This window comes from Thermocrinis sp., assembly GCF_036781485.1.
GTDB lineage: Bacteria > Aquificota > Aquificia > Aquificales > Aquificaceae > Thermocrinis.
In genome coordinates this window covers 42,493-67,737 of record NZ_DAIQAX010000003.1, presented here as the reverse complement: position 1 = coordinate 67,737, position 25,245 = coordinate 42,493, and the positions used below count along the sequence as shown (strand labels likewise).

The 25,245-nt window shown below is 42.9% G+C and carries 26 protein-coding genes; 14 read left to right on the top strand and 12 right to left on the bottom strand.

Annotated elements, in window-relative coordinates; all coding sequences use genetic code 11:
• Positions 1 to 28 precede the first annotated feature (28 nt).
• The 4 genes from V7P40_RS02805 (at position 29) to glgB (ending at position 5,146) form a co-directional block, all read left to right on the top strand.
• Entirely contained in the window at positions 29 to 931 is a 903-nt protein-coding gene (locus V7P40_RS02805; RefSeq protein ID WP_333784455.1) for a polyprenyl synthetase family protein, read from the top strand.
• Positions 932 to 974: 43 nt separating this feature from the next.
• Entirely contained in the window at positions 975 to 1,511 is a 537-nt protein-coding gene (locus V7P40_RS02800; RefSeq protein ID WP_333784454.1) for a nucleotide exchange factor GrpE, read from the top strand.
• An 81-nt stretch (positions 1,512 to 1,592) separates the two neighbouring features.
• Positions 1,593 to 3,260 (top strand): dihydroxy-acid dehydratase, encoded by a 1,668-nt coding sequence (ilvD, locus tag V7P40_RS02795; protein WP_333784453.1) that lies wholly within the window; start codon positions 1,593 to 1,595, stop codon positions 3,258 to 3,260.
• Positions 3,260 to 5,146, top strand: coding sequence for a 1,4-alpha-glucan branching protein GlgB (gene glgB, locus V7P40_RS02790; protein ID WP_333784452.1), 1,887 nt, complete (start codon positions 3,260 to 3,262; stop codon positions 5,144 to 5,146). Before ilvD ends, glgB begins: the two co-directional genes overlap by 1 nt.
• A gap of 169 nt (positions 5,147 to 5,315) precedes the next feature.
• On the opposite strand, the gene V7P40_RS02785 is transcribed toward glgB, so the two are convergent.
• Together V7P40_RS02785 and V7P40_RS02780 are read right to left on the bottom strand one after the other, a co-directional pair.
• Positions 5,316 to 5,528 (bottom strand): hypothetical protein, encoded by a 213-nt coding sequence (locus V7P40_RS02785; RefSeq protein WP_333784451.1) that lies wholly within the window; start codon positions 5,526 to 5,528, stop codon positions 5,316 to 5,318.
• A 3-nt stretch (positions 5,529 to 5,531) separates the two neighbouring features.
• Entirely contained in the window at positions 5,532 to 5,663 is a 132-nt protein-coding gene (locus tag V7P40_RS02780; RefSeq protein ID WP_333784450.1) for a hypothetical protein, read from the bottom strand.
• 290 nt (positions 5,664 to 5,953) lie between these two features.
• Here V7P40_RS02780 and V7P40_RS02775 point away from each other — a divergent pair, with 290 nt between their 5' ends.
• Genes V7P40_RS02775 through V7P40_RS02765 form a run of 3 tightly spaced genes read left to right on the top strand, consistent with a single transcriptional unit; the run spans position 5,954 to position 9,229 of the window.
• Positions 5,954 to 6,379 carry a hypothetical protein gene (locus V7P40_RS02775; RefSeq protein ID WP_333784449.1) on the top strand — a complete coding sequence of 142 codons (426 nt, stop codon included), beginning with the start codon at positions 5,954 to 5,956 and terminating at the stop codon, positions 6,377 to 6,379.
• 1 nt (position 6,380) lies between these two features.
• Positions 6,381 to 6,713 (top strand): preprotein translocase subunit YajC, encoded by a 333-nt coding sequence (yajC, locus tag V7P40_RS02770; RefSeq protein ID WP_333784448.1) that lies wholly within the window; start codon positions 6,381 to 6,383, stop codon positions 6,711 to 6,713.
• Complete coding sequence (locus V7P40_RS02765; RefSeq protein ID WP_333784447.1) at positions 6,713 to 9,229, top strand: AMP-binding protein; 2,517 nt, start codon at positions 6,713 to 6,715, stop codon at positions 9,227 to 9,229. Before yajC ends, V7P40_RS02765 begins: the two co-directional genes overlap by 1 nt.
• Here the strand turns inward: V7P40_RS02765 and pyrH are convergent.
• From pyrH to V7P40_RS02750, 3 genes are read right to left on the bottom strand one after another with little or no spacing between them, the layout of a single operon-like run.
• Positions 9,185 to 9,898 (bottom strand): UMP kinase, encoded by a 714-nt coding sequence (gene pyrH / locus V7P40_RS02760; protein WP_333784446.1) that lies wholly within the window; start codon positions 9,896 to 9,898, stop codon positions 9,185 to 9,187. The two genes, V7P40_RS02765 and pyrH, sit on opposite strands and share 45 nt — an antisense overlap.
• Entirely contained in the window at positions 9,898 to 10,761 is an 864-nt protein-coding gene (gene tsf / locus V7P40_RS02755) for a translation elongation factor Ts (RefSeq protein WP_333784445.1), read from the bottom strand. The genes pyrH and tsf overlap by 1 nt, the downstream gene beginning before the upstream one ends.
• Positions 10,762 to 10,783: 22 nt before the next feature.
• On the bottom strand, positions 10,784 to 13,078 hold the full coding sequence (locus tag V7P40_RS02750; protein ID WP_333784444.1) for a DNA topoisomerase (ATP-hydrolyzing): 2,295 nt from the start codon (positions 13,076 to 13,078) through the stop codon (positions 10,784 to 10,786).
• Between the two features lie 31 nt (positions 13,079 to 13,109).
• On the opposite strand from V7P40_RS02750, the gene V7P40_RS02745 reads away from it, so the two are divergent.
• Complete coding sequence (locus V7P40_RS02745) at positions 13,110 to 13,859, top strand: prepilin peptidase (protein ID WP_333784443.1); 750 nt, start codon at positions 13,110 to 13,112, stop codon at positions 13,857 to 13,859.
• Here V7P40_RS02745 and V7P40_RS02740 read toward each other — a convergent pair.
• Positions 13,774 to 14,691 (bottom strand): DUF86 domain-containing protein, encoded by a 918-nt coding sequence (locus V7P40_RS02740; protein ID WP_333784442.1) that lies wholly within the window; start codon positions 14,689 to 14,691, stop codon positions 13,774 to 13,776. The two genes, V7P40_RS02745 and V7P40_RS02740, sit on opposite strands and share 86 nt — an antisense overlap.
• A 20-nt stretch (positions 14,692 to 14,711) precedes the next feature.
• Here V7P40_RS02740 and V7P40_RS02735 point away from each other — a divergent pair, with 20 nt between their 5' ends.
• Genes V7P40_RS02735 through rnc form a run of 6 tightly spaced genes read left to right on the top strand, consistent with a single transcriptional unit; the run spans position 14,712 to position 19,109 of the window.
• The gene (locus V7P40_RS02735; protein ID WP_333784441.1) at positions 14,712 to 15,572 is read left to right on the top strand and encodes a hypothetical protein; all 861 of its coding nucleotides are present in this window, start codon (positions 14,712 to 14,714) and stop codon (positions 15,570 to 15,572) included.
• Positions 15,573 to 15,581: 9 nt separating this feature from the next.
• Positions 15,582 to 16,169 carry a sulfurtransferase TusA family protein gene (locus V7P40_RS02730; protein ID WP_333784440.1) on the top strand — a complete coding sequence of 196 codons (588 nt, stop codon included), beginning with the start codon at positions 15,582 to 15,584 and terminating at the stop codon, positions 16,167 to 16,169.
• The gene (gene trpC / locus V7P40_RS02725) at positions 16,160 to 16,945 is read left to right on the top strand and encodes an indole-3-glycerol phosphate synthase TrpC (RefSeq protein WP_333784524.1); all 786 of its coding nucleotides are present in this window, start codon (positions 16,160 to 16,162) and stop codon (positions 16,943 to 16,945) included. The genes V7P40_RS02730 and trpC overlap by 10 nt, the downstream gene beginning before the upstream one ends.
• Before the next feature lie 31 nt (positions 16,946 to 16,976).
• The gene (gene acpP, locus V7P40_RS02720) at positions 16,977 to 17,213 is read left to right on the top strand and encodes an acyl carrier protein (RefSeq protein ID WP_333784439.1); all 237 of its coding nucleotides are present in this window, start codon (positions 16,977 to 16,979) and stop codon (positions 17,211 to 17,213) included.
• Positions 17,210 to 18,451 carry a beta-ketoacyl-ACP synthase II gene (gene fabF, locus V7P40_RS02715; RefSeq protein ID WP_333784438.1) on the top strand — a complete coding sequence of 414 codons (1,242 nt, stop codon included), beginning with the start codon at positions 17,210 to 17,212 and terminating at the stop codon, positions 18,449 to 18,451. Before acpP ends, fabF begins: the two co-directional genes overlap by 4 nt.
• On the top strand, positions 18,423 to 19,109 hold the full coding sequence (rnc, locus tag V7P40_RS02710; RefSeq protein WP_333784437.1) for a ribonuclease III: 687 nt from the start codon (positions 18,423 to 18,425) through the stop codon (positions 19,107 to 19,109). The genes fabF and rnc overlap by 29 nt, the downstream gene beginning before the upstream one ends.
• Here the strand turns inward: rnc and V7P40_RS02705 are convergent.
• The 6 genes from V7P40_RS02705 to bioA are packed head-to-tail and all read right to left on the bottom strand — an operon-like array spanning position 19,097 to position 25,238.
• Positions 19,097 to 19,597 (bottom strand): hypothetical protein, encoded by a 501-nt coding sequence (locus tag V7P40_RS02705; protein WP_333784436.1) that lies wholly within the window; start codon positions 19,595 to 19,597, stop codon positions 19,097 to 19,099. The two genes, rnc and V7P40_RS02705, sit on opposite strands and share 13 nt — an antisense overlap.
• On the bottom strand, positions 19,554 to 19,916 hold the full coding sequence (locus V7P40_RS02700; protein ID WP_333784435.1) for a toprim domain-containing protein: 363 nt from the start codon (positions 19,914 to 19,916) through the stop codon (positions 19,554 to 19,556). Before V7P40_RS02700 ends, V7P40_RS02705 begins: the two co-directional genes overlap by 44 nt.
• Positions 19,891 to 20,424 (bottom strand): gamma carbonic anhydrase family protein, encoded by a 534-nt coding sequence (locus tag V7P40_RS02695; protein WP_333784434.1) that lies wholly within the window; start codon positions 20,422 to 20,424, stop codon positions 19,891 to 19,893. Before V7P40_RS02695 ends, V7P40_RS02700 begins: the two co-directional genes overlap by 26 nt.
• Positions 20,424 to 22,628 carry a PBP1A family penicillin-binding protein gene (locus V7P40_RS02690; protein ID WP_333784433.1) on the bottom strand — a complete coding sequence of 735 codons (2,205 nt, stop codon included), beginning with the start codon at positions 22,626 to 22,628 and terminating at the stop codon, positions 20,424 to 20,426. Before V7P40_RS02690 ends, V7P40_RS02695 begins: the two co-directional genes overlap by 1 nt.
• On the bottom strand, positions 22,621 to 23,898 hold the full coding sequence (locus tag V7P40_RS02685; RefSeq protein ID WP_333784432.1) for a dihydroorotase: 1,278 nt from the start codon (positions 23,896 to 23,898) through the stop codon (positions 22,621 to 22,623). Before V7P40_RS02685 ends, V7P40_RS02690 begins: the two co-directional genes overlap by 8 nt.
• Positions 23,895 to 25,238 carry an adenosylmethionine--8-amino-7-oxononanoate transaminase gene (gene bioA, locus V7P40_RS02680; RefSeq protein ID WP_333784431.1) on the bottom strand — a complete coding sequence of 448 codons (1,344 nt, stop codon included), beginning with the start codon at positions 25,236 to 25,238 and terminating at the stop codon, positions 23,895 to 23,897. The genes V7P40_RS02685 and bioA overlap by 4 nt, the downstream gene beginning before the upstream one ends.
• Positions 25,239 to 25,245: the final 7 nt, after the last annotated feature.

Here is a 25,245-nt window from a genome sequence, read left to right as displayed (position 1 = left end):
GCAAGTAGAGAGCTTATAATTCTCTTTGATGGTGGAGTTGGAAAAGCTAAACAGTTTGATGCTTGAATACTTGGATCCAGAGGTAAGACTGGTGCTGGACATGGGGAAATACACCATAGAAGCGGGAGGGAAGAGGATAAGGCCTATTCTTATGATAGAAGTTTGTAGGATGTTTAGTGATGACTGCGAAATAGTTCTTCCTTTGGCGGTTGGAATAGAATACATACATATGGCTTCTTTACTGCATGACGATGTGGTGGATGGGGCTCTTACCAGAAGGGGGAGAGCTTCTGCTAACCTTATCTTTGGCAATCAGGCGGTTGTGCTGGGTGGAGATTACTTTTATGCAAAAGCCCTTTGGCTTTATGCGGTTTATGGTAACCTAAAGGCTGTGGAGTTGGTCAGTAGAGCGGTTATGCACATGTCCCAATCGCAGATCCTTGAGCTCATCTCCTTAGGGAAAATAATCTCGGAAGAGGAATACTTCAAGATCATAGATGGGAAAACGGGAGCTCTGTTTTCTGCAAGCATGGGAGTTGGTGCCCTAATGGCGGGAAGCCCCTTTTACGAGGAGTTTTACAAAATAGGAATGAGCGTAGGAAGAGCCTTTCAACTCATAGACGATGCTCTGGACTATGCTGGTTCAGAGGATAGACTTGGCAAGCCCGCCGGCAACGACCTGAGGGAAGGGAAATGCACCTATCCTCTCCTATCTGTCATTGACAAGCTTGACAGAGAATGGGTCTTGGAAAGGTTTGGAAAGGAAAACAGAGAAGAGCTAAGACAAAAGGTCATAGAACTTGGGGGCGTAGAGAATACCAAAAAAAGAGCTTGGCAGGAGATAGAGAAAGTCATAGAATACGTATCAAAGTTTGAAAACAGTTCAACCTTTATAGATCTTTTGGAAAGCGTGGTCAAAAGGGATTATTAAACCTTCATTCTAGTTTAAACTATAATTTTTAGGAGGTGCACGCATGGAAGAGGATAAGTCCCTTGAAGAACAGATTGTAGAAGAACTAAGAGAAGAGGAAAAGAGAATAAAAGAGTTAGAAGAGAGGGTTTCCAAACTTGAACAAATTGCAAGATTCTCTAATCAAAGGCTGGTTGAACTACAAAAAGACTACGAGCTCCTGAAAGAAAGGTATAGAAGAGACTTAGAAGAGTTTAGAAAGTATGGCTATGAAAACTTAGCTTTGGACATACTGGAAGTTTTGGATAACTTTGAAAGGGCCTTAGAGACAAAGACCGATGATATAAACGCCCTTAGGGCAGGTGTGGAGATGATATACAGGCAACTGGTGGCTGTCTTAGAAAAATACGGAGTAAAGGCAATGGATTTGAATAACAAGGAATTTGATCCCATGCTAGCAGAAGCGGTGGAAAGGGAGCTATCTTTGGATTGTCCTCCGAACACTGTTATAAGAACTGTAAGAAAAGGGTATTACCTTCACGAAAGAGTTTTAAGACCAGCTAGGGTAGTAGTATCTTACACAGAGGAAGAACTAACGTGAAAAACCTTCTAAGCTAACCGTGTGGGATGGCGACACGTAAATATCCTTGACACAACCTAAAGTTTACTTATACTATCCCTTATGCTAAGGAGTGATATTGTTAAAAAAGGAGTGGAGAAAGCTCCGCACAGAGCTCTTCTAAGAGCTTGCGGGCTGACAGACGAAGACTTTGACAAACCACTCATAGGCATAGCAAACTCTTACATAGACATAATCCCAGGACATGTGCATCTTAGGGAGTTTGTGGAACCTATAAAAGAGGAAGTGCGTAAAGCGGGTGGTGTGCCCATAGAGTTCAACGTCATAGGAGTGGATGATGGTATAGCTATGGGGCACTACGGTATGCACTATTCTTTGCCTTCAAGGGAGCTGATCGCAGATTCGGTGGAGACGGTGGTAGAAGCCCATCAGCTTGATGCACTAATTTGCATACCCAACTGCGACAAGATAGTGCCCGGGATGTTGATGGCTGCAGTTAGGTTAAATATTCCTACTATCTTCATAAGCGGTGGTCCCATGCTTGCGGGAGAGCTAAACGGAAAAAAGGTGGATCTGATAAGTGTTTTTGAGGGCATAGGACAGCTCAAGGCTGGAAAGATAGACGAGGGACAACTAAAACTCATAGAACAGTCTGCCTGTCCCACCTGTGGTAGCTGTTCTGGAATGTTCACCGCCAACTCTATGAACTGTATTACAGAAGTTTTAGGTCTTGGTCTTCCGGGAAACGGCACCATACCGGCGGTGGACCCAAGAAGGGAACTTTTGGCAAGAAAAGCAGCAAGAAGGATAATGGAGCTTTTAAAAGAAAACATAAAGCCAAGGGATATACTCACAGTAGAAGCCTTTGACAATGCCTTTGCGGTGGATATTGCCATGGGGGGCTCTACCAACACAGTTTTGCACCTATTGGCAATAGCCAACGAAGCAGGAATAGACTACGACCTAAACAGGATAAACGAAATATCAAAAAGAACACCTACTCTCTGTAAGATCTCACCATCATCTCACTATCACATTCAAGACTTGGACAGTGTGGGAGGCATACCAACGATCCTTAAAGAGATGATAAGGGGCGGATACCTTCCCTATCCGGACAAGCTAACCGTTAGCGGAAAGACCCTAAGGGAAATAGCGGAGGAAGCTCCAGAGGCAGACGGAGAGGTGGTAAGAAGGATAGAGAATCCCTACTCAAAGGATGGAGGTTTGGCGGTTCTGTTTGGCAACCTTGCTCCAGAGGGTAGCGTAGTAAAAACCGCTGGTGTAGATGAGAAAATGCTCGTGTTCAAGGGTAAAGCCATATGCTTTGATTCAGAAGAGGAAGCGGTAGAAGGTATTATGTCTGGTAAAGTTCAACCTGGGCACGTGGTGGTCATAAGGTATGAAGGTCCGAAGGGTGGTCCGGGTATGAGGGAAATGCTATCTCCCACTTCTGCCATTATGGGTATGGGCCTTGGAGATAAAGTGGCTCTGATCACAGACGGAAGGTTCTCTGGTGGCACCCGTGGTGCCTGCGTGGGACACATCTCACCAGAAGCTGCCGCAGGAGGTCCCATAGGCATAGTCCAAGATGGGGACGAGATACTTATAGACATACCAAACAGAAGGATTGAGCTCTTGATATCGGAGGAAGAATTCAAAAGGCGGATGGAAAGCTTTAAACCAAAGGAGAAAGAAATAAAAAGCAGGTGGCTAAGAAGGTATGTGAAGTTTGTTCAAAGCGCTTCTAAGGGAGCAGTTCTTCTGGCTTAATGGAGTTTTACTCACCTATAACGGATTATGATGTTTATCTGTTTAAAGAAGGCACGCATACAAGGCTTTACAGAAAGCTTGGCGCTCACCTTGTGGAGGGAGGATGCCATTTTGCGGTTTGGGCCCCGAACGCTAAGGAAGTATTTGTTTTCGGAGACTTTAACGGTTGGAACAAGTTTTCTCATCCGATGAAAAAAAGATCAGACCCATCGGGTATTTGGGAGCTTTTTGTGCCCGGTGTTTGGAAGGGTTGCAAGTATAAATACTTTGTGGTTGGTGCAGATGGCGTAGGAAGGGAAAAATCAGACCCTTTTGCCTTTTTTTGCGAACAACCACCGGGTAATGCATCCATAGTTTGGGACCTGAGCTATCACTGGAACGACGACGATTGGATGAAGGTAAGAGGTAAAAAGATCTCCTATAACTCTCCTGTGAGCATCTACGAGGTGCATTTGGGTTCTTGGAGGAGGGTGCCAGAAGACATAAACAGGTCCCTTCACTACTGGGAGCTTGCCTATTGGTTGGGAGAGTATGTAAAGGATATGGGCTTTAGCCATGTGGAGTTTTTGCCTGTGATGGAACATCCCTTTTACGGCTCTTGGGGTTATCAGATTACCAACTACTTTGCTCCCACCTCAAGGTATGGCACACCACAGGACTTTATGTATCTTATAGATAGCCTGCACCAAAGGGGCATAGGGGTGATCTTGGACTGGGTTCCTTCCCACTTTCCCATAGACGAACACGGGCTTGCATACTTTGACGGCACCCATCTTTACGAATACGAAGACTGGAGAAAAAGGTGGCATCCAGATTGGAAAAGCTTTGTCTTTGATTATGGCAAGCCAGAAGTCAGGTCTTTCCTTTTAAGCTCTGCTCACTTCTGGATAGATGTTTATCATGCAGATGGGCTAAGGGTGGATGCGGTTGCGTCTATGCTTTATTTGGACTATTCTCGCTTTGAGTGGGTCCCAAACATCTACGGTGGCAAAGAAAACTTAGAAGCCATAGAGTTTCTAAGAAAGCTAAACGAAACCCTTTACAGGGACTTTCCAGACATCCACACCATAGCAGAGGAATCCACCGCCTGGCCTATGGTAAGCAGACCCACTTACGTAGGGGGGCTTGGCTTTGGCTACAAGTGGAACATGGGATGGATGAACGATACCCTCTTTTACTTTTCAAAGGACCCGATTTATAGAAAATACCACCAAGATAAGCTAACCTTTAGCGTATGGTATGCCTTTCACGAAAACTTTATCCTTCCACTTTCTCACGACGAAGTGGTGCATGGCAAAGGTTCTTTGCTTAACAAAATGCCAAAGGACGATTGGCAAAAGTTTGCCAACTTAAGACTTTTATTTTCTTACATGTATGCCTTTCCGGGTAAAAAACTTCTGTTTATGGGCGGAGAGTTTGGACAGTGGAGGGAATGGGACCACAACAATAGCTTGGACTGGCATCTTTTGGAGTATGCACCCCACCAAGGAATTCAAAGGCTTGTAAAGGATTTAAATCACATATACTGCAAAGAAAAAGCTTTGCACGAGCTGGACTGCGACCCTCAGGGTTTTGAATGGATAGATTTTTCAGACTACGAGCAAAGTATAATAAGCTTTTTGAGAAAGTCAAAGGAAGGCGAGACTATTTTGGTAGTTTGCAACTTTACACCCGTGCCAAGATATAACTACAGGGTGGGAGTTCCTTTTGACGGTCTTTGGCTTGAGATATTTAACTCAGATTCCGAACTTTACGGTGGTGCAAACATAGGAAACATGGGAGGGGTAAAAGCTGAAAGCATACCTTTTCACGGCAGGCCATACTCTTTAAGCCTAACCTTGCCACCCTTGGGTGCGGTGTTTTTGAAATGGTTTGGATGGCATTGAATGTACTAAGTGCCATCTCTAAGGGAACTGACCTACTCCTAACCCTGTCCAAGTAATGGCTTCAGAGGGGAATGGCTCCCCCACAGGAACTTGGCTTGCTCTGAGGGCTTTTAAGTTTCTTTACATACATCTTGGCTTTTATTATAAACACCTTACGTCGGGTGAGAAATTAACCAAGCACATGACTTTTCCTGAAAAAGCTATAACCAATAGCATAACCATAAAGGTAAGTCAAAAGGGTTATTCCCTTTCTCCACCTGCTAACAGAATTGAAAGCCTTTATCTGTGAGTTCACTCCCTCTACAGCCTGCCTTAAGCTTTTATCTTCTTTCTTTTCGCAAACCTCCACAAACTCACAGCCCCTATAACCTCTATCGCCCATAACTCAAAAAGTCTCTACCAAAAACCTAAACCACCTGCTCTTGCTTTTCCTTAACCTAAAAGACTTTATTTCATTGTAGCTGGCTGGATGAAACCAAACATCCATCACCACTTGATTTTCATCACATAAAACCATTAGGAGCACTCCATAGTAAATCTCTTCAAACTCTACTTTAATACAGTGCCGTCTACTATAAGCTTTACTTTGCTTCCAAGTATTAGCTTTACAAAGATCATTGTTCTGCTTTTTCTGAATAGATGCCAAGACTGTATTGAGAGGTTAAGGACAGGCATGTTGGTGATGTAGGAAAGGATATAAAGAGAGCACCCTTTGGTGGGGTTTGGGGGTATTATAATTCTCTGCCCGCCAAAGCTTTTTAACAAGAGATTTTTGCCCCTTCCCTAATTTCTCACCCGACGTATCTTATGTTAAATTATACAAATACTACAAAAGCAGTTGAGTCTGTGGGATCTTTGAACATAGCCCATGATAAAATAAAAGCCATGAGCATAAGGCATCAAACAAGGCTTTATATAGAGGAGCTTTTTAGCAAGATAAGGCAAGAGTCGGGAGAATATGCTGTATATAATCTCTACCTTTCAAAGGATTGTGAAGATCCTGAAGAGATAAACATCGTAGATATGCAGGTAAATTTTTCAGACGAAGAAAGTATAAAAAAATACTTAGACCGCACCACAAGGGAAACACTTGAGGCCGAAGTAAAAGGGCTAAAGCTTGTGGGAATAGTCCTGGAAAAGGAAGGAAGTTATACTTTCTCCTCAAAAGAGGACCTAAGCGACAGTTTTAAAAAAAGTATTGTAGAAAAAATAGAAAGCATAAAGGAGGAGTAGTATGATAGAGTTTGCCTTTGCTCAAGGTTCTGCCCCCCATGGTTCAAGCCCTTGGTCTGCACTACTTTTTCAGCTGTTTTTCTTTGCCTTTCTGTTTGCCTTGTTTTACTTTCTTCTTATAAGACCACAGCAAAAAGCAAGAAAAAAGCATCAGGAGTTTCTCTCCAAGCTAAAGAAAGGGGATAGGGTAGTAACCTCTTCGGGAATAATAGGAACGGTGGTGGAAATTGGAGACAAAACAGTTTCTTTAAAGGTTGATGCAAACACACGAATTACGCTTTTGAAAGAATACATAAGCGGGTATCACAAAGAAAAAGAAGAAGAAAAATCTTAATGCAGATAGACTTAGAGAACAAGCTCGTTTTACCAATACCAAAGGATTTTAAAAAAACTGCCCTTGTATACAAAGAGAAAGAAATATCCTACTCTGAATTAATAGAAAAGACAAAAGAGTATGCCAATTATATGGACATTCTACCGGGTGATAGGGTGGTTATCCTTGCAGAGAACAGGCCCGAGTGGATATATGCCCTTTATGCCCTTTGGCAGAGGGGTGGGATAGGGGTGCCAATAGACTTTATGTCCTCTAAAAAAGACCTTGAATACATACTAAGGGAGACAACTCCCAGTGTGGTGGTGTGTTCCGAAAAAACAGAAGAACACCTAAAGGAAGCTCTCCTTTCTTTAAACTTAAACACTAAGGTAATAAACTTAGACAGAGCTGTACCACCAAAGCCCATTGAACATGTTATGCGCAGACACTTTCACGATACCGCGTTGATCCTTTACACCTCTGGCACCACCGGAGAGCCAAAGGGTGTAATGCTAAGTTTTAAAAACATTGTTTCAAACATCCTCGGCGTAGAGCACCTGAAGGTAGCCTCAAAGGAAGACAGCACTTTGGCTATTCTTCCCTTCCACCATTCTTACCCTTTGGTGGTTTCTGTGCTTTTGCCCATATACTTGGGTGCTACTATAGTCTTTTTAGAAAAGCTGAGCTCTGAAGCTCTGATGCAAACCTTGCAAAAGCATCCTATCAGCATACTAATAGGAGTGCCAAGGCTGTATCAACTTTTACACCAAAGGATTAAAGAAAAAATAGAACAAAACGCTTTGGCTAAGGTCCTACTTAGAGTTAGTCCAGTTTTGGGCAGAAAGCTAAGAAAGTTGATTTTTAAAAAGGTCCATCAGACCTTTGGTGGAAGGTTAAAGTATATGGTAAGCGGTGGCGCAAAGCTTCCCTTAGAAACTGCCAAGTTCTTTGATAATTTGGGTTTTTTGGTCCTTGAAGGATACGGCCTGACGGAAACCTCTCCTATAGTTAGTTTTAATCCTCCAGACAAAATAAAGCTTGGTTCAGTAGGTTTGCCTATAGAGGGAGTTCAGGTTAAGGTAGATCAAGATGGTGAAATTATGGTAAAGGGTGCAAACGTTATGCAGGGCTACTATAAAAAGGAGGAGGAAACTAAAAAAGCCTTCAAACAAGGTTGGCTTCTGACCGGAGACTTAGGATACGTAGACCAGGAAGGTTATCTATACATAACAGGAAGGAAAAAAGAGGTTATAGTCTTGTCTGGAGGCAAAAACGTAAACCCAGAGGAGTTGGAATTACTAATATCCAAAAGAAGTCCTGTTATTAAAGAGGTTTGCGTTCTGGAAGTGGATGGGAGCCTTCATGCCTTGATTCATCCTGATTTTGAAAAGGCAAAGGAGCTGAAAATACTGAACCTTGAGGAATACGTAAAGTGGGAAGTGGTGGATAGAGTCAATAGAGAGCTTCCCGACTGGAAGAGGATAAAAGGTTTTAAGCTGACTTCTGAAGAACTGCCAAAAACCCGTCTTGGAAAGCTAAGAAGGTTTATGATCCCAGAAATATACAGAAACTTGGAAAAGACAGAAAAGAAAAGGGAAGAACCGACGGTAGTTTTAGAAGAAGAGGGCAAGGTAATAGCAAGCTTTCTTTCTAAGCTCTCCGGGAAAGAAGTAAAAGGTTTTGAACACATAGAGCTTGACCTTGGCTTGGACTCTTTGGCAAAGGTAGAACTTTTAGCCTTCTTAGAATCAAGCTTTGGAGTTTCCTTAAGGGAAGAAGATCTCTCTCTCCATCCCACTGTAAAAGAGCTTGAAAATCTTGTAAAGGAAAAGAGGCAGAAGTTTGAACCACAAGAGATAAATTGGGAGAAAATAATAAAGTCCGCAAGCCCTTACATTCCTTATCACAACCACACTGTGTTTAATTTAGGTCTTTTTTTGCTGAAACTTTTCTTCAGACTTTACAACAGGCTGGAAGTTTATGGATTGGAAAACCTGCCCGAACCACCCTTTATAATCGCTCCAAACCACGCAAGTTATTTGGATGGTTTTGTATTGGCAAGTGCCCTACCCCACTCTATTGCAAGTAAGACCTACTTTTTGGGAGCGGAAGAGTATTTCAGAAATCCAATAAGCTCAACTTTTGGAAAGTTAGCACATGTGGTGCCCATAGACCTTCAGAAAAAGGTTAAAGAGTCTGTGGAAAAGACCGCATGGCTTTTGAAAACTCAAAGAGTAGTGGTAATCTTTCCGGAAGGTGCAAGGACAAGGGACGGAAGACTTCTTCCTTTTAAAAAGGGCTTTGCTATTCTAAGCAGTGTGTTAAACGTTCCAGTTGTTCCGACAGCAATAGTTGGCACCTATCAGTCTATGTCCATAAGAGATAGATTTCCAAAACCTACAAAGATAAAAGTAGTCTTTGGAAAGCCGGTTTATCCAGAAGGTAAAAGCCTGGAGGATGTGGTGCAAGAGGTAAGAGCAGAGGTAGAAAGCTTACTTAACCAAGGAACCGACCTTTTCACCCATAACAGCCCTTAAAAGGTTGCCGGGTTTGTTAATGTTTAGCACAAGGATGGGAAGCTTGTTTTCCATACACAATGTTAAAGCGGTGTGATCCATGATCCTTAGTCCCATGTTTATAGCGTCAAGGTAGGATATTTGGTCTATGAACTTTGCTTGTGGATTTTTCAAAGGATCATCGGTGTATATGCCGTCAACCTTGGTTGCTTTTATAAAAAGCTGGGCTGAGATCTCAACCGCTCTGAGTGCTCCGGCGGTGTCTGTAGAAAAGAAAGGATTGCCTGTGCCTGCGGCAAAGATAACTACCCTCCCTTTTTCTAAGTGCCTTATGGCCCTTCTTCTGATGTAAGGTTCTGCAACCTGTCTTATCTCCAAAGCAGACAGCACCCTAGTTGGTATGCCTGCAAGCTTTTCCAAAGCAGATTGCAAGGCCAAAGCGTTTATCACAGTAGCAAGCATCCCCATGTAATCTCCAGTGGCTCTATCTATACCTATTTCCAGACCTTGTATTCCCCTGAATATGTTTCCACCCCCTATGACAACTGCTACCTGAACTCCAGCCTTTACCAAATCGCTTATCTCTACCGTTATATACTCCAGAAAATTTGGATCTATACCGTAGTTTTGACTTCCTGCAAAGGCTTCTCCAGACAGCTTTAAGAGGATTCTGTTATATATGGGATCCATCAAGCAGAGCCCACTTCAAACCTTGCAAACCTCACCACCTCAAAGCTTAGACCAGTTTCTGAGATGTACTGCTTTACTGTTTTTTTCTCATCCTTTATGAAGGGCTGTTCAAGGAGGACTTTCTCTTGGTAAAACTTTTTGAGCTTACCTTCCACGATCTTCTCTATTATGTTCTCTGGCTTTCCTTCTTGGCGTGTTTGCTCCGCCAATATTCTTCTTTCCCTTTCCAACACCTCCGAAGGGACAGACTCTACGCTGACGAATTCAGGCTTCATAGCCGCAATCTGAAGGACAATATCCTGAGCAAGCCTCAAAATGTCGTCCGAAAGACTATCCGCTTTATACTCCATCAGGACACCTACTCTACCTATTCCATGCACGTAAGCATGCACGTAGCCTTCCGCATCAAACCTTACCCACCTACTTAGCTTTATGTTCTCTCCTATTTTTGATATGGCTGACTTTACAACTTCTTCCAGCTTTTGGGAAGGGTCGGCGAAGAAAGTCTGCTGGCTAATATCTTCAAAGGTTCCCGATTTGTTGGCATTTTCAGGAAGGCTTGCTATGTGCTTTGCCAGGTTAAGAGCCAGCTCTACGAACTTTTCGTTCTTTGCCACAAAGTCTGTTTCGCAGTTTAGCTCTATTATCACCCCTGTCTTTCTGTCTTCAGATACAAAGGTTTGTATTATGCCTTCCTTTGTCTCTCTTCCTGCCTTCTTTTCAGCCTTGGCAAGACCTCTTATCCGAAGTATTTCTTTGGCCTTTTCTATATCTCCTTGAGCTTCTTCCAAGGCTTTTTTACACTCCAACATTCCCGCACCGGTTATTTCTCTTAGCTGTTTTACCAACTCTGCGCTTATCATCTTTTCCTCCTCAAAGGAATTATTATAAACGTTTCTTTATAACAACTTTAACTAATCTGTCTCCTTCTATGCCCCACCTTCGTGTAAATTTACCCGTTGGAATTTCTTCCTCCTTTAATCTGTCGTAAAACACAGAGCCCTCAGCAGTAACAAGCATAATTTCAATCTCCTCCTCTTTCTTTACAGGTATAACATCTACCAGCTCCTCTTTTATTAAAACCAAGACTCCTACACCCTTGCTTGCCCTACTCTTGGTTGGTATCCTGCTTGCCTCTATCTTTTTTATCCTGCCCTTGTCTGTTATCAATAGCAAGAAGTCCTCGTCTCTTATGACCCTTAGGCCCACCACTTCATCATCCCTTTCAACCTTTATGCCAGCCACTCCTTTGGATCCCACAGTGGTAGGAGAAACTTCCAAGATTGGAAACCTCAACACCTTCCCTTCCTTAGTGAAGAAAAGAACTTCTCCCTCTTCCGGAGATTGGATGAGCCTTACCACCTCTCCCTGATCGTCCGTTAGCTTTATCACACTTATTCCTTGAGCCTTGTATTCAAAGTCTACCAAGGGTATTTTCTTTATGTATCCTTTGCTTGTAGCGAGAAGTAGCCTGTCCATGGCTTGGGATCTTACAAAGGCACCTATAACTCTCTCTTCTGGCTCTTTGAAGGACACCCTGCTACCCTGCAAAGCCTGAACTCCTGCTATCCAGTACACCTTGCCCCTGTTAGACACCATAAACAACCCATCGTCAAAGGGTACCTCCAGCACGTTTATCACTTCCCCGCTCTTTATGTTTTCCAAAGGTAGTACCCTTCCGTCTGAGAATATTACCACTGTTATACTGCCTGTCTTAGACTCCTGACCTACTCCTTCCACGAACGTCCTTCTGATTGTTGGGAAAGACTCAGCCAATTTGGAAGTCTCCTCAATGAAGAGCTTTACTCGCTCCTCCTCACTCTCCACCAGTTTTCTGTAGTAGGCTATCTTTTCTCTTAATTCCTTTTCCTCTTCCTCTAACTTCTTTCTTTCCAAGGAAGTAAGTCTCTGGAGTCTGAGTTCCAGCACTGCGTTTGCCTGCACTTCAGTTAGTGAATAATTTTTCATAAGCTTTTCTTTTGCCTCCACTCCGTCCTTGGAAGTTCTAATATCCTGAATAACTTGATCCAAATTAGAAAGGGCTATCATCAAACCATTGACTATGTGGAGTCTTTCCTCTGCCTTTTTTAAGTAATACTTTGACCTTCTGTATATGACTTCCAGTCTGTGGCGTATAAACTCCTGAAGTAATACCTTTATCCCCACCTGCCTTGGTTCCCCGTCTATGAGGACCACAAAGTTTATGGGAAAGTTTCTTCTAAGCTGTGTGTATCTATAAAGCTTTTCCAGGACTTCAGAACCTTTTGCTTCCCTTTTGAGTTCAACTACAATTCTGAGACCTTCCTTGTCTGATTCATCCCTTATGTCCGATATCTCTTTTAACCTTCCTTCCTTTACCAATTCTGCCATCCTTTTTATTAGCTCCGACTTATTCACCTGATAGGGTATTTCTGTTATGACTATTTGCTCCCTACCACCAGAAACCTTTTCTATGTGCGCCTTTGCCCTAATTCTGACCTGTCCTTTACCCCTTTTGTAGAACTCTATAAGCTCTTGATAGTTCTCAACTATTCCCCCCGTGGGGAAGTCAGGACCTTTTAGGTATTCCATTATTTGCTCTGTCTCTACATCTGGGTTTTGGGCCACAAGGATCAAAGCTTTGGCAACCTCTTTTAGGTTATGAGGTGGTATGGAGGTAGCCAAACCTACGGCTATGCCGGAAGTGCCATTACAAAGAAGGTTCGGAAACTTAGAAGGCAAAACCTGAGGCTCTAACGCAGAACCGTCAAAGTTCGGCACAAAATCCACTGTATCCTTGTCTATGTCCTCAAGCATCAAAAGGGCATACTTGGATAGTTTGGCTTCCGTGTATCTCATTGCGGCGGGTGGATCGCCGTCAATGGAACCAAAGTTCCCCTGCCCTACTATAAGTGGATAGTTCATAACAAAGTCCTGGGCCATTCTCACAAGAGCTTCGTAAACTGCCTGATCACCGTGAGGATGAAAATATCCCAAAACTGTGCCAACGATCCTTGCACTTTTTACAAAATTCTTATCAGGCAATAGCCCCATGTCATACATAGCATACAGAATGCGCCTTTGAACAGGCTTTAGCCCATCCCTAACATCCGGTATTGCCCTCCCCACAATAACAGACATTGCGTAGTCTATGTAAGACTGCTTTACTTCTTCTTCTATCGGGATATCTATGATTTCCATGGGTGCTGTAATAATATTTTAAAATAAAGTTGTGGTCTACGTTCTTCTTTTTGTGATTGGCTCAGTGCTTGGAAGTTTTTACAATGTTTTGATATATCGGATTCCAAGAGGTTTATCTATCGTCAGTCCTCCCTCCCACTGCCCAAAGTGTCAAAGTCCCATAAAATGGTATGACAACATACCGATTGTTTCTTACATAGTCCTGCAAGGTAAATGTAGAAACTGCAAAAGTAAAATACCTTTGAGATATCCCTTAGTTGAAGTAGCAAGTGGGTTTTTGGCTGTAGCTTGTTATTACAATTGGGGAACCAGTTTATCCGCCTTAGTCTTTTATGTCTTCTTTTCCGCACTTCTTGTTCTTAGCATGATAGACTGGGATACTTTCAGCATGCCAGAGCCAATAATACTTGGTGGTGTTCTTTTTGGCTTTATAACTTCTGTTTTTAGACCTGACTTTAGCCTTTTTGAAAGCTTTGTAGGAGCAATATCTGGTGCTTTGCCTTTCTTGCTTATATACCTTTACTACACAAAGATAAGAAAGATGGAAGGATTGGGTTTTGGGGACGTAGAGCTGATGGCTTTTATAGGGTCCGTGGCTGGTGTATGGGGCGTGATTAGTGCGGTTTTTCTTGGAAGTGTTATTGGGTTGGCTTACGCCCTTCCCATCATGATAAAAAACAAAAGTGCAAGCTTTGCTATTCCCTTTGGTCCTTTTCTTTCTCTTGGTTGTTTTTTAGGTGTTTTTTTTGACTTAAGGAAACTTTTTCTATCAGGTTTTTAAGAGAAGCGGATATCTCTTTCATAATTGGTTCAAACTGGTCTTTTAGTTCACCTAAATCCCTGTATAGTTCTTCCTGAGGTATATCAAATGTACTTATTAACTTGTTCTTAAGCTTTATCATCTTAATAATTACATCCCTGTGTTCCTCCGAAATTATTCTGTGCTCTAGCATTTTCAGAAGACAGTCATCCCCAAACTTCTTTATTCCAAATTTTGGTGCTAAGTGTTTGCATATGTCAAAGAGAGAATCGTAAGCTACATGATAAAAATACTTTACTCTATCGTAATACATAGGTTTTCTTTTAAAGTTCTCCAATCCTACCGAAAGCACGAAGTTTATCTTCTTAACAGAGTCCTTAACATTCTTTGCCCTTTCCTTTAGAAGGTCAAAGTCTATCAACAGCACGTTTCCTGTAGTTGCCTTTATGTGCTCCACCACTGCCCTTGCGTATTCCTTAAACACGTGAAGGTTTTTTTCTAAAAAGTTATACAGCTCTTCTGGGTTCATCGTTTCCTTTAGGTCCCTGTATTTAAAGTAAAAATCTGTGATATTTTGAAGGTTTTCCAAATATTCAAAACCTAAGTACTCACCCAACTTCACCAAACAGTCCTTTGATGTGGTTTTTAAACCATAAACTACAGAAAGATGTCTGCATGGCCTCATGCAACTCTCAAAGGCTAAGTTAAAATCCACTCTAACTTTATCCCAGACAAGTTTGTTATTCACAAACTCATCCTTACCTATTGAAATAAGCTTTTTCAGGTCTGCGTAAGCCTTCTCTAAATTGTGAAAACTTTCCAAAATTAGACTTATGTTTACTTTTCTCTCCATAAGTCTATAATATTAAAATCGTGCTAAATAACAAGTTGTTTCTGATAACTGGTTTAAGATTTTTACTATTTTGTTTTTTTACAACCTACGCTCTGTTTTATGTTTCAGACTACAATACAAAAGCAGTTATGATAGTCCTTTCTGCGATGTATATAACTCTCTCCTTGATTGCCCACTTCTACTCCTGGAGGTTAAAAAAAATAAACTACTATTTTGACTATTTTTTTATCTTTCCCCTGGTCTTTCTATCAAAGGAGCCTATGAGCGCCTTTTCAATACTCGTGCCAGCTCTTTATACCTTTCCAAAAAGTTTAACATCGGTGTTAATTTCAGTCCCCTCTGCTGTGATCTTACTCTGGTTTAGCCTTGGGCTTAAGGGACTTGTATTTTCGCCCTTAGTTCTTGCTTTAGCTTTATCCCCATCCTCCATTGACCTTCTTAGAAGTCTTCAAAAAGAGAGAAAATATATCGTCAAACTAAAAAGTGCCTACAGCTCAATCCAGCGTGATTTACTTTCCCTTGAAAAGGAAAAAAAGGAGAAGGAAAAGCTAATGGAGATACTCAAATTGCTTGACAAGGGGACACCAGAGGAGTATCTTACCGAGATTAAGGAAATGTATAATCTAAAGGCAATTAAGGTGCTAGAGTTGAACGATAATTCCACTGAAGAGGTGCTAGTAGATTACGATAAAATGGCACTTTCTGTGCCTGTAAAGTTGGAGCATGGAAGGGCACTTGTGATTTTCTACGTTAGTCATCCTGCGGAGCTAATGGACGAGTCTCTTAAAAAAGAGTTAATCCAGTGCGCAAGATTACTTAGTCTTTACATATCGGGCTTTGAAACTGGTTTAAACAAAGAACAAATCAAAATTGCGGTGTGAGGTGAAACCATGGAGGTTATGGAAAAGGAAGAAAAAAAGGTTTTGGATTTATCCGGTCTTATGTGTCCTTTGCCTATAGTGATCACATCAGAAAAAGTAAGGAGATTGAAAGAAGGTGAAGTTATAACGGTAATATCCACAGATCCAGGTTTTGAAAGGGATATATACAACTGGTCCAAACAAACTGGAAACCAGCTTTTGAGCATAAAAAAGGAAGACGGTAAGGTTATAGCTGAAATAAAGAAGTCATCTACACCATCAGAGCCATCTTTATGGTATTGGATAAAGTTTCACTCCTTAGGCGTAAAACTTCACGTAAGGCAATTTTTTATGATGATAAATCCCTTTTCTGAAAAGCCAGACCATTTTATAACCTTTTCAGCCATATCCGAGGGAGTAAGAGCGGAAAAATACCTGAAGGGAAGGGCAAAGCTAATACCCATACCGGATGAGATAGACCCCAGGTGTGGTGTGGTGCTTGCGGTAAAGGGAGAAAAAAAGGCAAAGGATATATACCATGAGCTCCAAAAAGAAGGCTTCTTCGTAGAGGCAATATACAAGAAGGAAGGTAAGAATTACCGGAGGATATATCCCTGAGCTTCCTGCAGGAAGTTCTCCTTCATAAAAAAAAGATCTTAAGAAAAGACCAAGATTACGTAAGTTTTTTGCACGAAAGGATAAGGAGGAGGGATAGATTTTTTTCCCTTGAAAAGGCGCTTAAAAACTGTAGGACGAGGATAATAGCGGAGGTAAAGAAAGCTTCTCCCTCTGCTGGACTCATAAAGAAGGTCTCTCCAGCGGAGCAGGCTAAGCTTTACCAAGAGGGAGGAGCGTCTGCCATTTCTGTGTTGACGGAGGATAAGTTCTTCAGCGGTTCTTTGGAAGATTTAGAAGAGGTAAGAAAGGCTGTTTCTATACCTGTTCTGAGAAAGGACTTTATCTTTGATCCGGTGCAGGTTTTGGAAGCCAAAGCCTTTGGGGCAGATGCCATCCTTCTTATTGTTAGGATACTTGAACGCGAGCAGCTTGCAGACCTTTTGGCTTATGCAGAAAGCTTAAAATTGGACGCGCTGGTAGAAGTTTTCAGTATGGAAGAGGCAGAAAGGGCTCTTAAGGCTGGAGCCAAGATCATAGGCATTAACAACAGAGATTTGGAAACCCTAAGGGTAGACCTAAACCTCTCTAAAGAACTTGCTCCAAAGATCAAGCAGATGGGAGCAAAGTTTGTGGTAGTGGAAAGTGGTATAGAAAACAGGGAACAGATCGTTGAGTTTGAATCCTTAGGAGTGGATGCTTTTCTGATTGGCACCTCTCTGATGAAGGAAAAGGATCCGGTTAAAAAACTCAGAGAACTGCTGGGTTTTGTGGTATAATTGAATACACACTCTCAAAGGAGGTTTTGTGATGGACCTGGAAAGTAGGATTAAGGAGATTATAGCAGACCAGTTGGGTGTAGAAGTGGAAAAGCTTAAAAATGAAGCCAGCTTTGTCCAAGATTTGGGAGCGGACTCTTTGGATGTTGTAGAATTGGTGATGGCCTTTGAGGAGGAGTTTGGCATAGAAATACCAGACGAAGACGCCGAAAAAATAAGAACGGTGGGCGACGTTATAAACTACCTTAAGGAGAGAGTGCAGGCTTGACCCGAAGGGTTGTAATTACCGGCCTTGGGGTAGTAAGCCCCATAGGAACGGGTGTGGATAAGTTTTGGAAAAATTTAGTTGCAGGTGTAAGCGGAGTAGATAGGATAAGGAGGTTTGATCCAGAAGAGATAGGGCTAAGCGTTCATATAGCGGCAGAGGTGAAGGATTTCAATCCAGAGCTTTATTTTGACAAGAAGGAAGCCCAAAAGGTTTCAGACTTTATAAAGTATGCGGTCGCATCGGCGGAAGAAGCATTAAAGGACAGCGGGCTACTAGAGGAGAAGTTTGACCCCTATAGAGTTGGTGTGATAGTGGGCACGGGCATAGGAGGGCTTAGAGACATAGAAGAGCAGCAGAAGGTTCTCATGGAAAAGGGTCCGCGAAGGGTATCTCCCTTCTTCATCCCTTACGGCATATCAAACATGGCAAGTGGGCTAATAGCCATAAGGTTTGGGCTAAAGGGTCCCAACTACTGCGTAGTTTCCGCCTGTGCTACTGGGAACCACTCCATAGGAGATGCCTTTAGGCTCATACAAAAGGGTGATATAGACATAGCGGTAGCTGGGGGTTGTGAAAGTGCGATCACTCCCTTAGGCGTGGCTGGTTTTGCCTCCATGAGGGCTTTATCCACGAGAAACCATGAGCCTCAAAAAGCTTCAAGGCCCTTTGACTTAGAAAGGGACGGATTTGTTATGGGAGAAGGGGCTGCCATACTGATTTTGGAAGAATACGAGCACGCAAAGGCAAGGGGGGCAAAGATATATGCGGAGCTTGTGGGCTATGGTGCTACAGACGACGCTTACCACATAACCGCTCCGTGTGCAGACGGAGAGGGCGCTTACATGTGCATGAAGCTTGCCTTAGAAGATGCGGGTATTCCCCCAGAAGAGGTGGATTACATAAACGCTCACGGAACTTCTACTCCTCTTAATGATAAGTCTGAAACACTTGCCATAAAAGCCCTCTTTAAGGAGCACGCCTACAGGTTGAAGATAAGCTCAAACAAGTCCATGGTGGGGCACCTTTTGGGAGCGGCAGGAGCCTTGGAAGCAGTTGCTACAGTAAAAACCATACAGGAGGGTATAATTCCACCCACAATAAACTTAGAAAACCCAGACCCTGAGTGTGATCTGGATTATACGCCAAATGTGGCAGTGAAAAAGGAAGTAAATGTAGCCCTTTCCAATTCTTTTGGGTTCGGTGGCACAAATGCCTGCCTCGTCTTTAGAAGACTATAGAGAACTGCAAGAAAAAATAGGCTATCATTTTAAAAACATAAAGTATTTAGAAACTGCCCTGACCCACAGATCGTACAAAAACAGTGGACAAAATTACGAACTTTTAGAATTCTTAGGCGATTCTATAGTGAATTTTTTAGTGGTGGATTTTTTGGTGGAGAACTTTCCCAACTACAAGGAAGGAGTTTTGGCCAGCGCAAAGGCTTACCTTATAAGTGAAGAGTTTCTCTCTTCTATATCAGAAGAATTGGAAATGCACAAGTACGTGAAGATCTCGGGCAAGAGTAAGTTTGTCAGTAGTTCTGTTCTAGCAGACCTTTTTGAAGCACTTTTGGGTGCAATCTACATTGACTCTGGCAGAAACATGAACGAGTTAAGGCGGTTGTTCTTTAGTAAGTACGGAGATAGGATGAAGGAGGTAATAGAGAAGGAGCTATACAAAAAGGACTACAAAACGCTTCTACAGGAGCTTACGCAAAGTAGGTGGAAGGAAAGACCTGTTTACAGGGTGGTAAATGTAAGTGGAAAGGAGCACGATAGGATATTTGAAGTTGAGTGCTCCATAAGAGAATACAGAGCAATAGGAAGTGGAAGGAATAAAAAAGAGGCTCAGCAGGAAGCGGCAAAGAAGGTTTATCAGATGCTTCAGAATGCGTAAAAAAGGTTCCTGCCCAACTTTTGATTAAAGCTTATAGCATGCTCAAGGACATCCTTGTATATCCTCAGCGGAGTAAGGATTACCTTTACCTTTTCATCCCAATCTACCATGCTTAGAACGCTTTCCAAAAGTTTCACAATATCCTCCAGCCGGCTGTTTATGCTATTAACCGTGTCCAATCTTTCTATTTCTCTTTCCAACTCCTCCGGAAGGCTTGATAGAAAAGTTATTTCAAAGTTAAATATCTCATAAAGATCGTACAAATAGTCTAAGGATTGGTTAATAAGCTCGGTAAATTCTCTCTCAAAATCCGTCAAAACCTTTAAAAGATTCTGTCTTTCCTCTTCTTCCAAGCATACTTCCACAACTATCTTAGATTCTTCTATGTCTGGCTTTACCTCCCTTATCAGACCTTCCAATAGGCCCAAGTTGAGCTTTATGAGTTTATCCTGGATCAGCAGGTTTCTCAACACTTCTGACTTTTTCATACAAGTCCTCCACGTAAATTATTCCAAGCTTTCTAAGTTTATCCCTATACTCAGTTTTTAAAATATATCCCTGTGAAGATAAAATTGCCACTACCTTTTGATGTATCCTTTCCCCGTGAGTGTCCAGGTCAAAGAGGGGTATTACTAAGGTCCTGCCTTCTAGAATTTCTGCAAGATCAGTTAGTCTCTTTCCAGCAATCGTTATAACGTTGTCTATTCCAAGTTTTTTTAGAGCTTCTCTGTCTCTTTTACCTTCTACCACGATAACCGCAGTTTTTGATGCGTACCTTATTTCATCCAAAAGATCCTTTAGATTCATTTAAGTATGCGTTTTTGTATGAGATATAGTTGTAAGCAGATTGCTTTATTGCCTCTATCTCCTCAGGTTTTAAGTCCCTAACCACCTTGGCGGGAAAGCCTGCTACCAAAACACCGGATGGGAATTTCTTTCCAGGTGTTAGCAGTGCGCCTGCACCTATCAGCACGTAATCTTCCACTTCTACCCCATCCATCACCACAGCGGACATACCAACCAAAACAAAGTTTCCTATTTTACACCCGTGAAGCACTACCCTGTGCCCAACGGTCACGTAATCCCCTATTATGGTCGGGTAGGTCTCGTGTGTTACATGGACCACTGAATTATCCTGAATGTTGGTTCCCTTGCCTATGCGTACGTAATTTACATCTCCTCTGACTACTGTTCCAAACCATAGACTTGAATCTTCGCCTATTTCCACGTCTCCCACAACTACCACGTTCTCGGACATATACACAGAAGGATGGATCTTGGGATATATACTTCTGTAGGGCTTTATCAGGGCCATCAGGGTACCTCCTTAACCTCTGGTTGCTCTTGCAAGAATTTTGGGTCTACTATACCCTCTAACTCGTCCTTTTGCTCTTTTCCCTCTTGACTTCCTGAACCACATACACCTTCCGTACCACTAACAAAAGCCATGTAAGTTGGGCATTCCACAAAGACTACCCCTTCTGGTGTTGGAAAATCCTCCTTTGGATACATGTAAGCCGCAAAGGACATAAAGTCAATCCATACTGGAAGGGCAACCCTTGAGCCAGCCATTCCCTTTCCCATACTTCTCTTTAAGTCAAACCCAACCCAAACGCCTGCCACTATGTGTGGAGTAAAGCCCACAAACCATGCGTCCATATAGTCGTTGGTGGTTCCAGTTTTACCAGCTACGAATCTTTGAATGGAGGAGGCAGAAGCTCCGGTCCCTTCCAAAACCACAGCTCTTAGCATATCCACCAGCACCCTTGTTTCCTGGGGTGGAAGCACCTGCTCACACTGGGGACTATTTTCCTCCAACACACCCCCATCTAAGGAAACTATCTTCACTATAAAGTAGGGTTTGCATTTTAGACCCAGGTTAGCAAAAGCTTGGTAGGCAGAGGTTAGCTCTAAGGGTGTAACCTCTATGCTTCCAAGGGCCATTGAGTAATAGGGCTTTAGATCCAGCCCAAGACTTTTTCCAATCTCTATGGGAAGGTCAAAGCCTATTTCTGCCAAAAGATTTACCGTGGCGGTGTTTATACTTTTTGCTAACGCAGTCCTTAAAGAAACTGGTCCGTACTCTATTCCCTCGTAGTTTCTGGGTGTCCAGTCCTTTCCGGTGGATGGATCGTAAAAGCTCCGAGGACTTGCGTCTATTATGTTTGCTTGCGTGTATCCTTTCATCAGAGCAGACAGGTATATTACGGGCTTTATGGCAGAACCAGGCTGTCTTTTGCTATAAACCGCTCTGTTGAAGGGGCTTCTCATGTAAGAGTATCCACCCACCATTGCCCTGATGGCGCCAGTCCTTGCATCAAGAGCTACCAAAGCCCCTTGCAAGTCCGGTAAAACCTCCCACTTTAGCTCTCCCTTTTCCCTGTAAAATCTGACAAACACATAGTCGCCCTTTTCAAAGTTTAGCTCTCCCTTTTTAGCCCTGAACTCTTCTTGACCAATTTCTACAAGATACTCATCTGCTGAGATGTCCTTAATCTTTCCTATGAGAACCTTGCCTGGCTTTATTTCAACCTTCTGGTCTTTATACATCTTCTCCGCCTCGTAGTAATCTGCAGGTAGAGCTGGAATTCCGTTTGCCCTTGCTACTCGCAAGATTCCTCTTTCCATAACCTTTTTTGCGTGCTCCTGTAGGTCCCTGTCTATGGTCGTATAGATGGCGTATCCTCCAGCAAGTATGGCTTCACCGTATTTTTCCACCACATACTCTTTTAGGTAGTCCAAAAAGTAGTCCATGCCGTAATATCTGTTTTCATGTCTTAGCTTTATAGGTTTCTGGCTATATTCCTGAAAATCTTCCTGAGTTATGTAGCCGTCTTCTAACATTCTTGAGAGTACATAGTTTCTTCTTTCTATTATTCTCTCTGGATTTCTAAAAGGGTTGTATTTTGTGGGAGCCTTTGGAAGGCTTGCAAGGATGGCTGCCTCGTCCACCGTTAGTTCTCTTACCGATTTCCCAAAATATACCCTTGAGGCTGCTTCCACACCATAAGCGCCCTGTCCAAGGTAGATGTAATTCAAATAAAGCTCCAGTATCTTGTCCTTTGGAAACTCCCTCTCTATCTTAATAGCCAGTATGGCTTCTTTAATCTTTCTTGAAAGGCTTTTTTCGGGAGTTAAAAAAAGGTTCCTTGCCAACTGCTGGGTTATGGTGGATGCGCCTTGCTTAATTTCTCTGGTGTAAATGTTTTTTATGATGGCTCTGATTATGGCTATTGGATCAATGCCAGGATGCTTGTAAAAGTTCTTGTCTTCTGCGGAGATGAAAGCATACCTAACATGCGGTGGTATGTCTTTTAGCTGGACATAATACCTTCTTTGGATGGCTATATCTCCAAAGGGTCTTCCTTTGTAGTCATAAACCACTGTAGCCTGAGGTGGTTTCCAATCCTTAAGAGCTTTGGGTGAGGGAAGATTGAAAGACATCAGAATAACAAAGACCACCGAAAGCAAAAAAAGCGTCCCGAAAAAAGATAAAAAGAATAAAAAGAGTTTACGCACCACTTTCAAAAAGATTATAAACTACTTTACCTTCCCAAAGGGTCAGCATCACCTTCCCCTTCAAAACTTTTCCCCAAAGTGGAGTATTTTGGGACTTTGAAAGGTTAGTTTCTTCGTTTAAAATCCACTCCCTCTCCGGGTCAAAGACTACCAAGTTGGCAGGCTTTCCTACTTTAATACCTCTTTCCAATCCCAAAAGCTTTGCGGGATTTAAAGAGAGAAGATATACGAGCTTTTCAAGGCTTATTATACCCTTCCTTACAAGCTCCAAAGCCATAGGCAGAGCGGTCTGAAGTCCTATCATGCCTGGCATGGCACTTTCTAAGCTGGTTTTTTCTCTTTTTGCGTGGGGTGCATGGTCTGTGGCTATGCAGTCTATGGTTCCGTCCTCTAAGCCTTCCAGCAGGGCTTGCCTGTCTTGTTCCCTCCTTAAAGGCGGATTTACCTTGGCGTTAGCGCCTGAATCTAAAAGCTCCAACTCGTCAAAGAGAAGGTGGTATGGATTTACCTCGCAGGAAACGGGCGCTCCCTTTTCCTTGAAATATCTGACTATGTCCAAGGAGAGCTTGGACGAAATGTGCTGGATGTGCATTTTTCCCTTTGTATAGTAAGACAGTATGCAGTCCCTTGCTACCAAAACGTCCTCTGCGGAAGGGCTTCTGTAAGCTATGCCAAGCAGAGAGCTTACATAGCCTTCGTTTATGTGCCCTTTTGATAGTCTGTCATCTTCGCAGTGGTTCATCACCAAAAGGTCCAACTGCCTTGCAAGCTTTAGAGCCATCTCCATAAGCCTTGAGTCCATCAAAGGGGCACCGTCGTCCGTTAGGGCTGGACAGCCTGCCATCTTGAGAGCATAAAAGTCCGTAAGCTCCTTACCTTGCCTACCTTTTGTGATTGCTCCAGCGGGAAGTACCTCACAGAGTCCCACCTCTTTGGACTTTTTTATAACGTACTCCGCTATCTCTGGAGAGTCTATGGCTGGCTTTGTGTTGGGCATGCAAAGGATCGTGGTAAAGCCCCCAGCCACTGCGCACTTGCTACCGCTTTCTATGTCCTCTTTGTAGGTCTGCCCCGGGTCCCTAAGGTGCACGTGTACATCTACAAAGGAAGGACAAACCACAAGATCCTTAGCGTCAAACACCTTAGCGTGGTGGACCTCTAAACTTTTGTCTATTGCGGATATATTCCCATCCTCTACGAGCAGGTCCCCCACAAGGTCCAAACCTTGGGATGGATCCAGTATTCTACCACCTTTTATAAGAATTCTCATTTTTTCAAACCCTGTATAGCCCACTTTAAAGCGTCAATCACCTGGTCTATGTGCTCCTTTTCTACCACCAAGGGCATCATCAAAACCATCACATCTCCCAAAGGTCTTAAAAACACTCCCCTTTCTCTGCATTTGTATGCAACCTTAAAGCCCGTTCTTTCTCCGTATGGGAAAGGAATACCCTTTTCTTTGTCCTTTACCAGTTCTATTCCAGCCATAAACCCAAGCTGACGCACGTCTCCCACAAAATCAAGCTCCCAAAATTCCTTTAGTCTTTCCGAAAGATACTCTATCTTTGGTCTGAGTTTTTCCAAAGTTTTTTCTTCCTCAAAGATCTCTATGTTAGCCAAAGCTGCGGCGCAAGCCAAGTTGTTGCCGGTGTAAGTGTGTCCATGATAAAAGTGCTTCATCTGACCAAACTCTCCTAAGAAGGCTTCAAAGACCTCCTCTGTTGTCAAAGTGGCAGCCAAGGGAAGATATCCCCCAGTTATACCTTTCCCTAAGCACATAAAGTCAGGGCAGACTTGCTCTTGCTCGCAGTAAAACATGGTCCCCGTCCTTCCAAAGCCGGTGGCTACCTCATCCACGATCATCAAAACGTCATACTTTTTTGTAAGCTCCCTAACTCCAGCCAGAAAGCCCCTTGGAAAGGGAAGCATGCCAGCCGCTCCCTGAATACCCGCTTCCAAACTCACCGCCACCACATCATCCCTTTCCTTTAGAATGCTCTCCAACATAGCCAAAAGATCCCCTCTGCACTCCTCTGTAAGCCCTCCGTATCTTTCTTTACAGAAAAGGTAAGGAGAGGGTAATTTTATCGTTTCAAAGACTATGTCCTTGTACGTTCCATGAAATAGGTCTATTCCACCAAGGCTTACCGCTCCCAAAGTGTCTCCATGATAAGCTTGGGAAAGGGTTATGAATGTCTTTCTTTTTTGACCTTTGTTTTTCCAATACTGATAGGCAAGTTTTATGGCTATTTCCACCGCCTCCGCTCCATCCTCCGAGTAAAAAACTTTGGTCAAACACTCAGGAGATATATCTACCAGCTTTTTGGCAAGAAGGATAGCTGGCACGTTTGAGCTTCCGAGGGTTGTAGTGTGGGCAACCTTGCTCAGTTGCTCCAAAATAGCCTGATTTATCTTTGGGTGGTTGTGTCCATGGACGTTGCACCAAAGGGAAGATATGGCATCTATAAATTTTCTACCTTTAACGTCGTATAGATAAGCTCCTTCTCCCCTTTCAAATATCAGATTCTCCTCTTCTCTGTACACTTTCATCTGGGTAAAGGGATGCCAAAAATATTCCTTGTCCCAGCGCTCTAAGGTTTTATATTCCATGAGTTAA

What these genes read in the sequence shown, in the direction of transcription:
- V7P40_RS02805 (WP_333784455.1), top strand. Translation starts at nt 29, where the DNA reads ATGGTGGAGTTGGAAAAGCTAAACAGTTTGATGCTTGAATACTTGGAT.
- V7P40_RS02800 (WP_333784454.1), top strand. Translation starts at nt 975, where the DNA reads ATGGAAGAGGATAAGTCCCTTGAAGAACAGATTGTAGAAGAACTAAGA.
- ilvD (WP_333784453.1), top strand. Translation starts at nt 1,593, where the DNA reads ATGCTAAGGAGTGATATTGTTAAAAAAGGAGTGGAGAAAGCTCCGCAC.
- glgB (WP_333784452.1), top strand. Translation starts at nt 3,260, where the DNA reads ATGGAGTTTTACTCACCTATAACGGATTATGATGTTTATCTGTTTAAA.
- V7P40_RS02785 (WP_333784451.1), bottom strand. Translation starts at nt 5,528, where the DNA reads ATGGGCGATAGAGGTTATAGGGGCTGTGAGTTTGTGGAGGTTTGCGAA.
- V7P40_RS02780 (WP_333784450.1), bottom strand. Translation starts at nt 5,663, where the DNA reads ATGGTTTTATGTGATGAAAATCAAGTGGTGATGGATGTTTGGTTTCAT.
- V7P40_RS02775 (WP_333784449.1), top strand. Translation starts at nt 5,954, where the DNA reads ATGTTAAATTATACAAATACTACAAAAGCAGTTGAGTCTGTGGGATCT.
- yajC (WP_333784448.1), top strand. Translation starts at nt 6,381, where the DNA reads ATGATAGAGTTTGCCTTTGCTCAAGGTTCTGCCCCCCATGGTTCAAGC.
- V7P40_RS02765 (WP_333784447.1), top strand. Translation starts at nt 6,713, where the DNA reads ATGCAGATAGACTTAGAGAACAAGCTCGTTTTACCAATACCAAAGGAT.
- pyrH (WP_333784446.1), bottom strand. Translation starts at nt 9,898, where the DNA reads ATGGATCCCATATATAACAGAATCCTCTTAAAGCTGTCTGGAGAAGCC.
- tsf (WP_333784445.1), bottom strand. Translation starts at nt 10,761, where the DNA reads ATGATAAGCGCAGAGTTGGTAAAACAGCTAAGAGAAATAACCGGTGCG.
- V7P40_RS02750 (WP_333784444.1), bottom strand. Translation starts at nt 13,078, where the DNA reads ATGGAAATCATAGATATCCCGATAGAAGAAGAAGTAAAGCAGTCTTAC.
- V7P40_RS02740 (WP_333784442.1), bottom strand. Translation starts at nt 14,691, where the DNA reads ATGGAGAGAAAAGTAAACATAAGTCTAATTTTGGAAAGTTTTCACAAT.
- V7P40_RS02730 (WP_333784440.1), top strand. Translation starts at nt 15,582, where the DNA reads ATGGAGGTTATGGAAAAGGAAGAAAAAAAGGTTTTGGATTTATCCGGT.
- acpP (WP_333784439.1), top strand. Translation starts at nt 16,977, where the DNA reads ATGGACCTGGAAAGTAGGATTAAGGAGATTATAGCAGACCAGTTGGGT.
- rnc (WP_333784437.1), top strand. Translation starts at nt 18,423, where the DNA reads ATGCCTGCCTCGTCTTTAGAAGACTATAGAGAACTGCAAGAAAAAATA.
- V7P40_RS02705 (WP_333784436.1), bottom strand. Translation starts at nt 19,597, where the DNA reads ATGAAAAAGTCAGAAGTGTTGAGAAACCTGCTGATCCAGGATAAACTC.
- V7P40_RS02700 (WP_333784435.1), bottom strand. Translation starts at nt 19,916, where the DNA reads ATGAATCTAAAGGATCTTTTGGATGAAATAAGGTACGCATCAAAAACT.
- V7P40_RS02695 (WP_333784434.1), bottom strand. Translation starts at nt 20,424, where the DNA reads ATGGCCCTGATAAAGCCCTACAGAAGTATATATCCCAAGATCCATCCT.
- V7P40_RS02685 (WP_333784432.1), bottom strand. Translation starts at nt 23,898, where the DNA reads ATGAGAATTCTTATAAAAGGTGGTAGAATACTGGATCCATCCCAAGGT.
- bioA (WP_333784431.1), bottom strand. Translation starts at nt 25,238, where the DNA reads ATGGAATATAAAACCTTAGAGCGCTGGGACAAGGAATATTTTTGGCAT.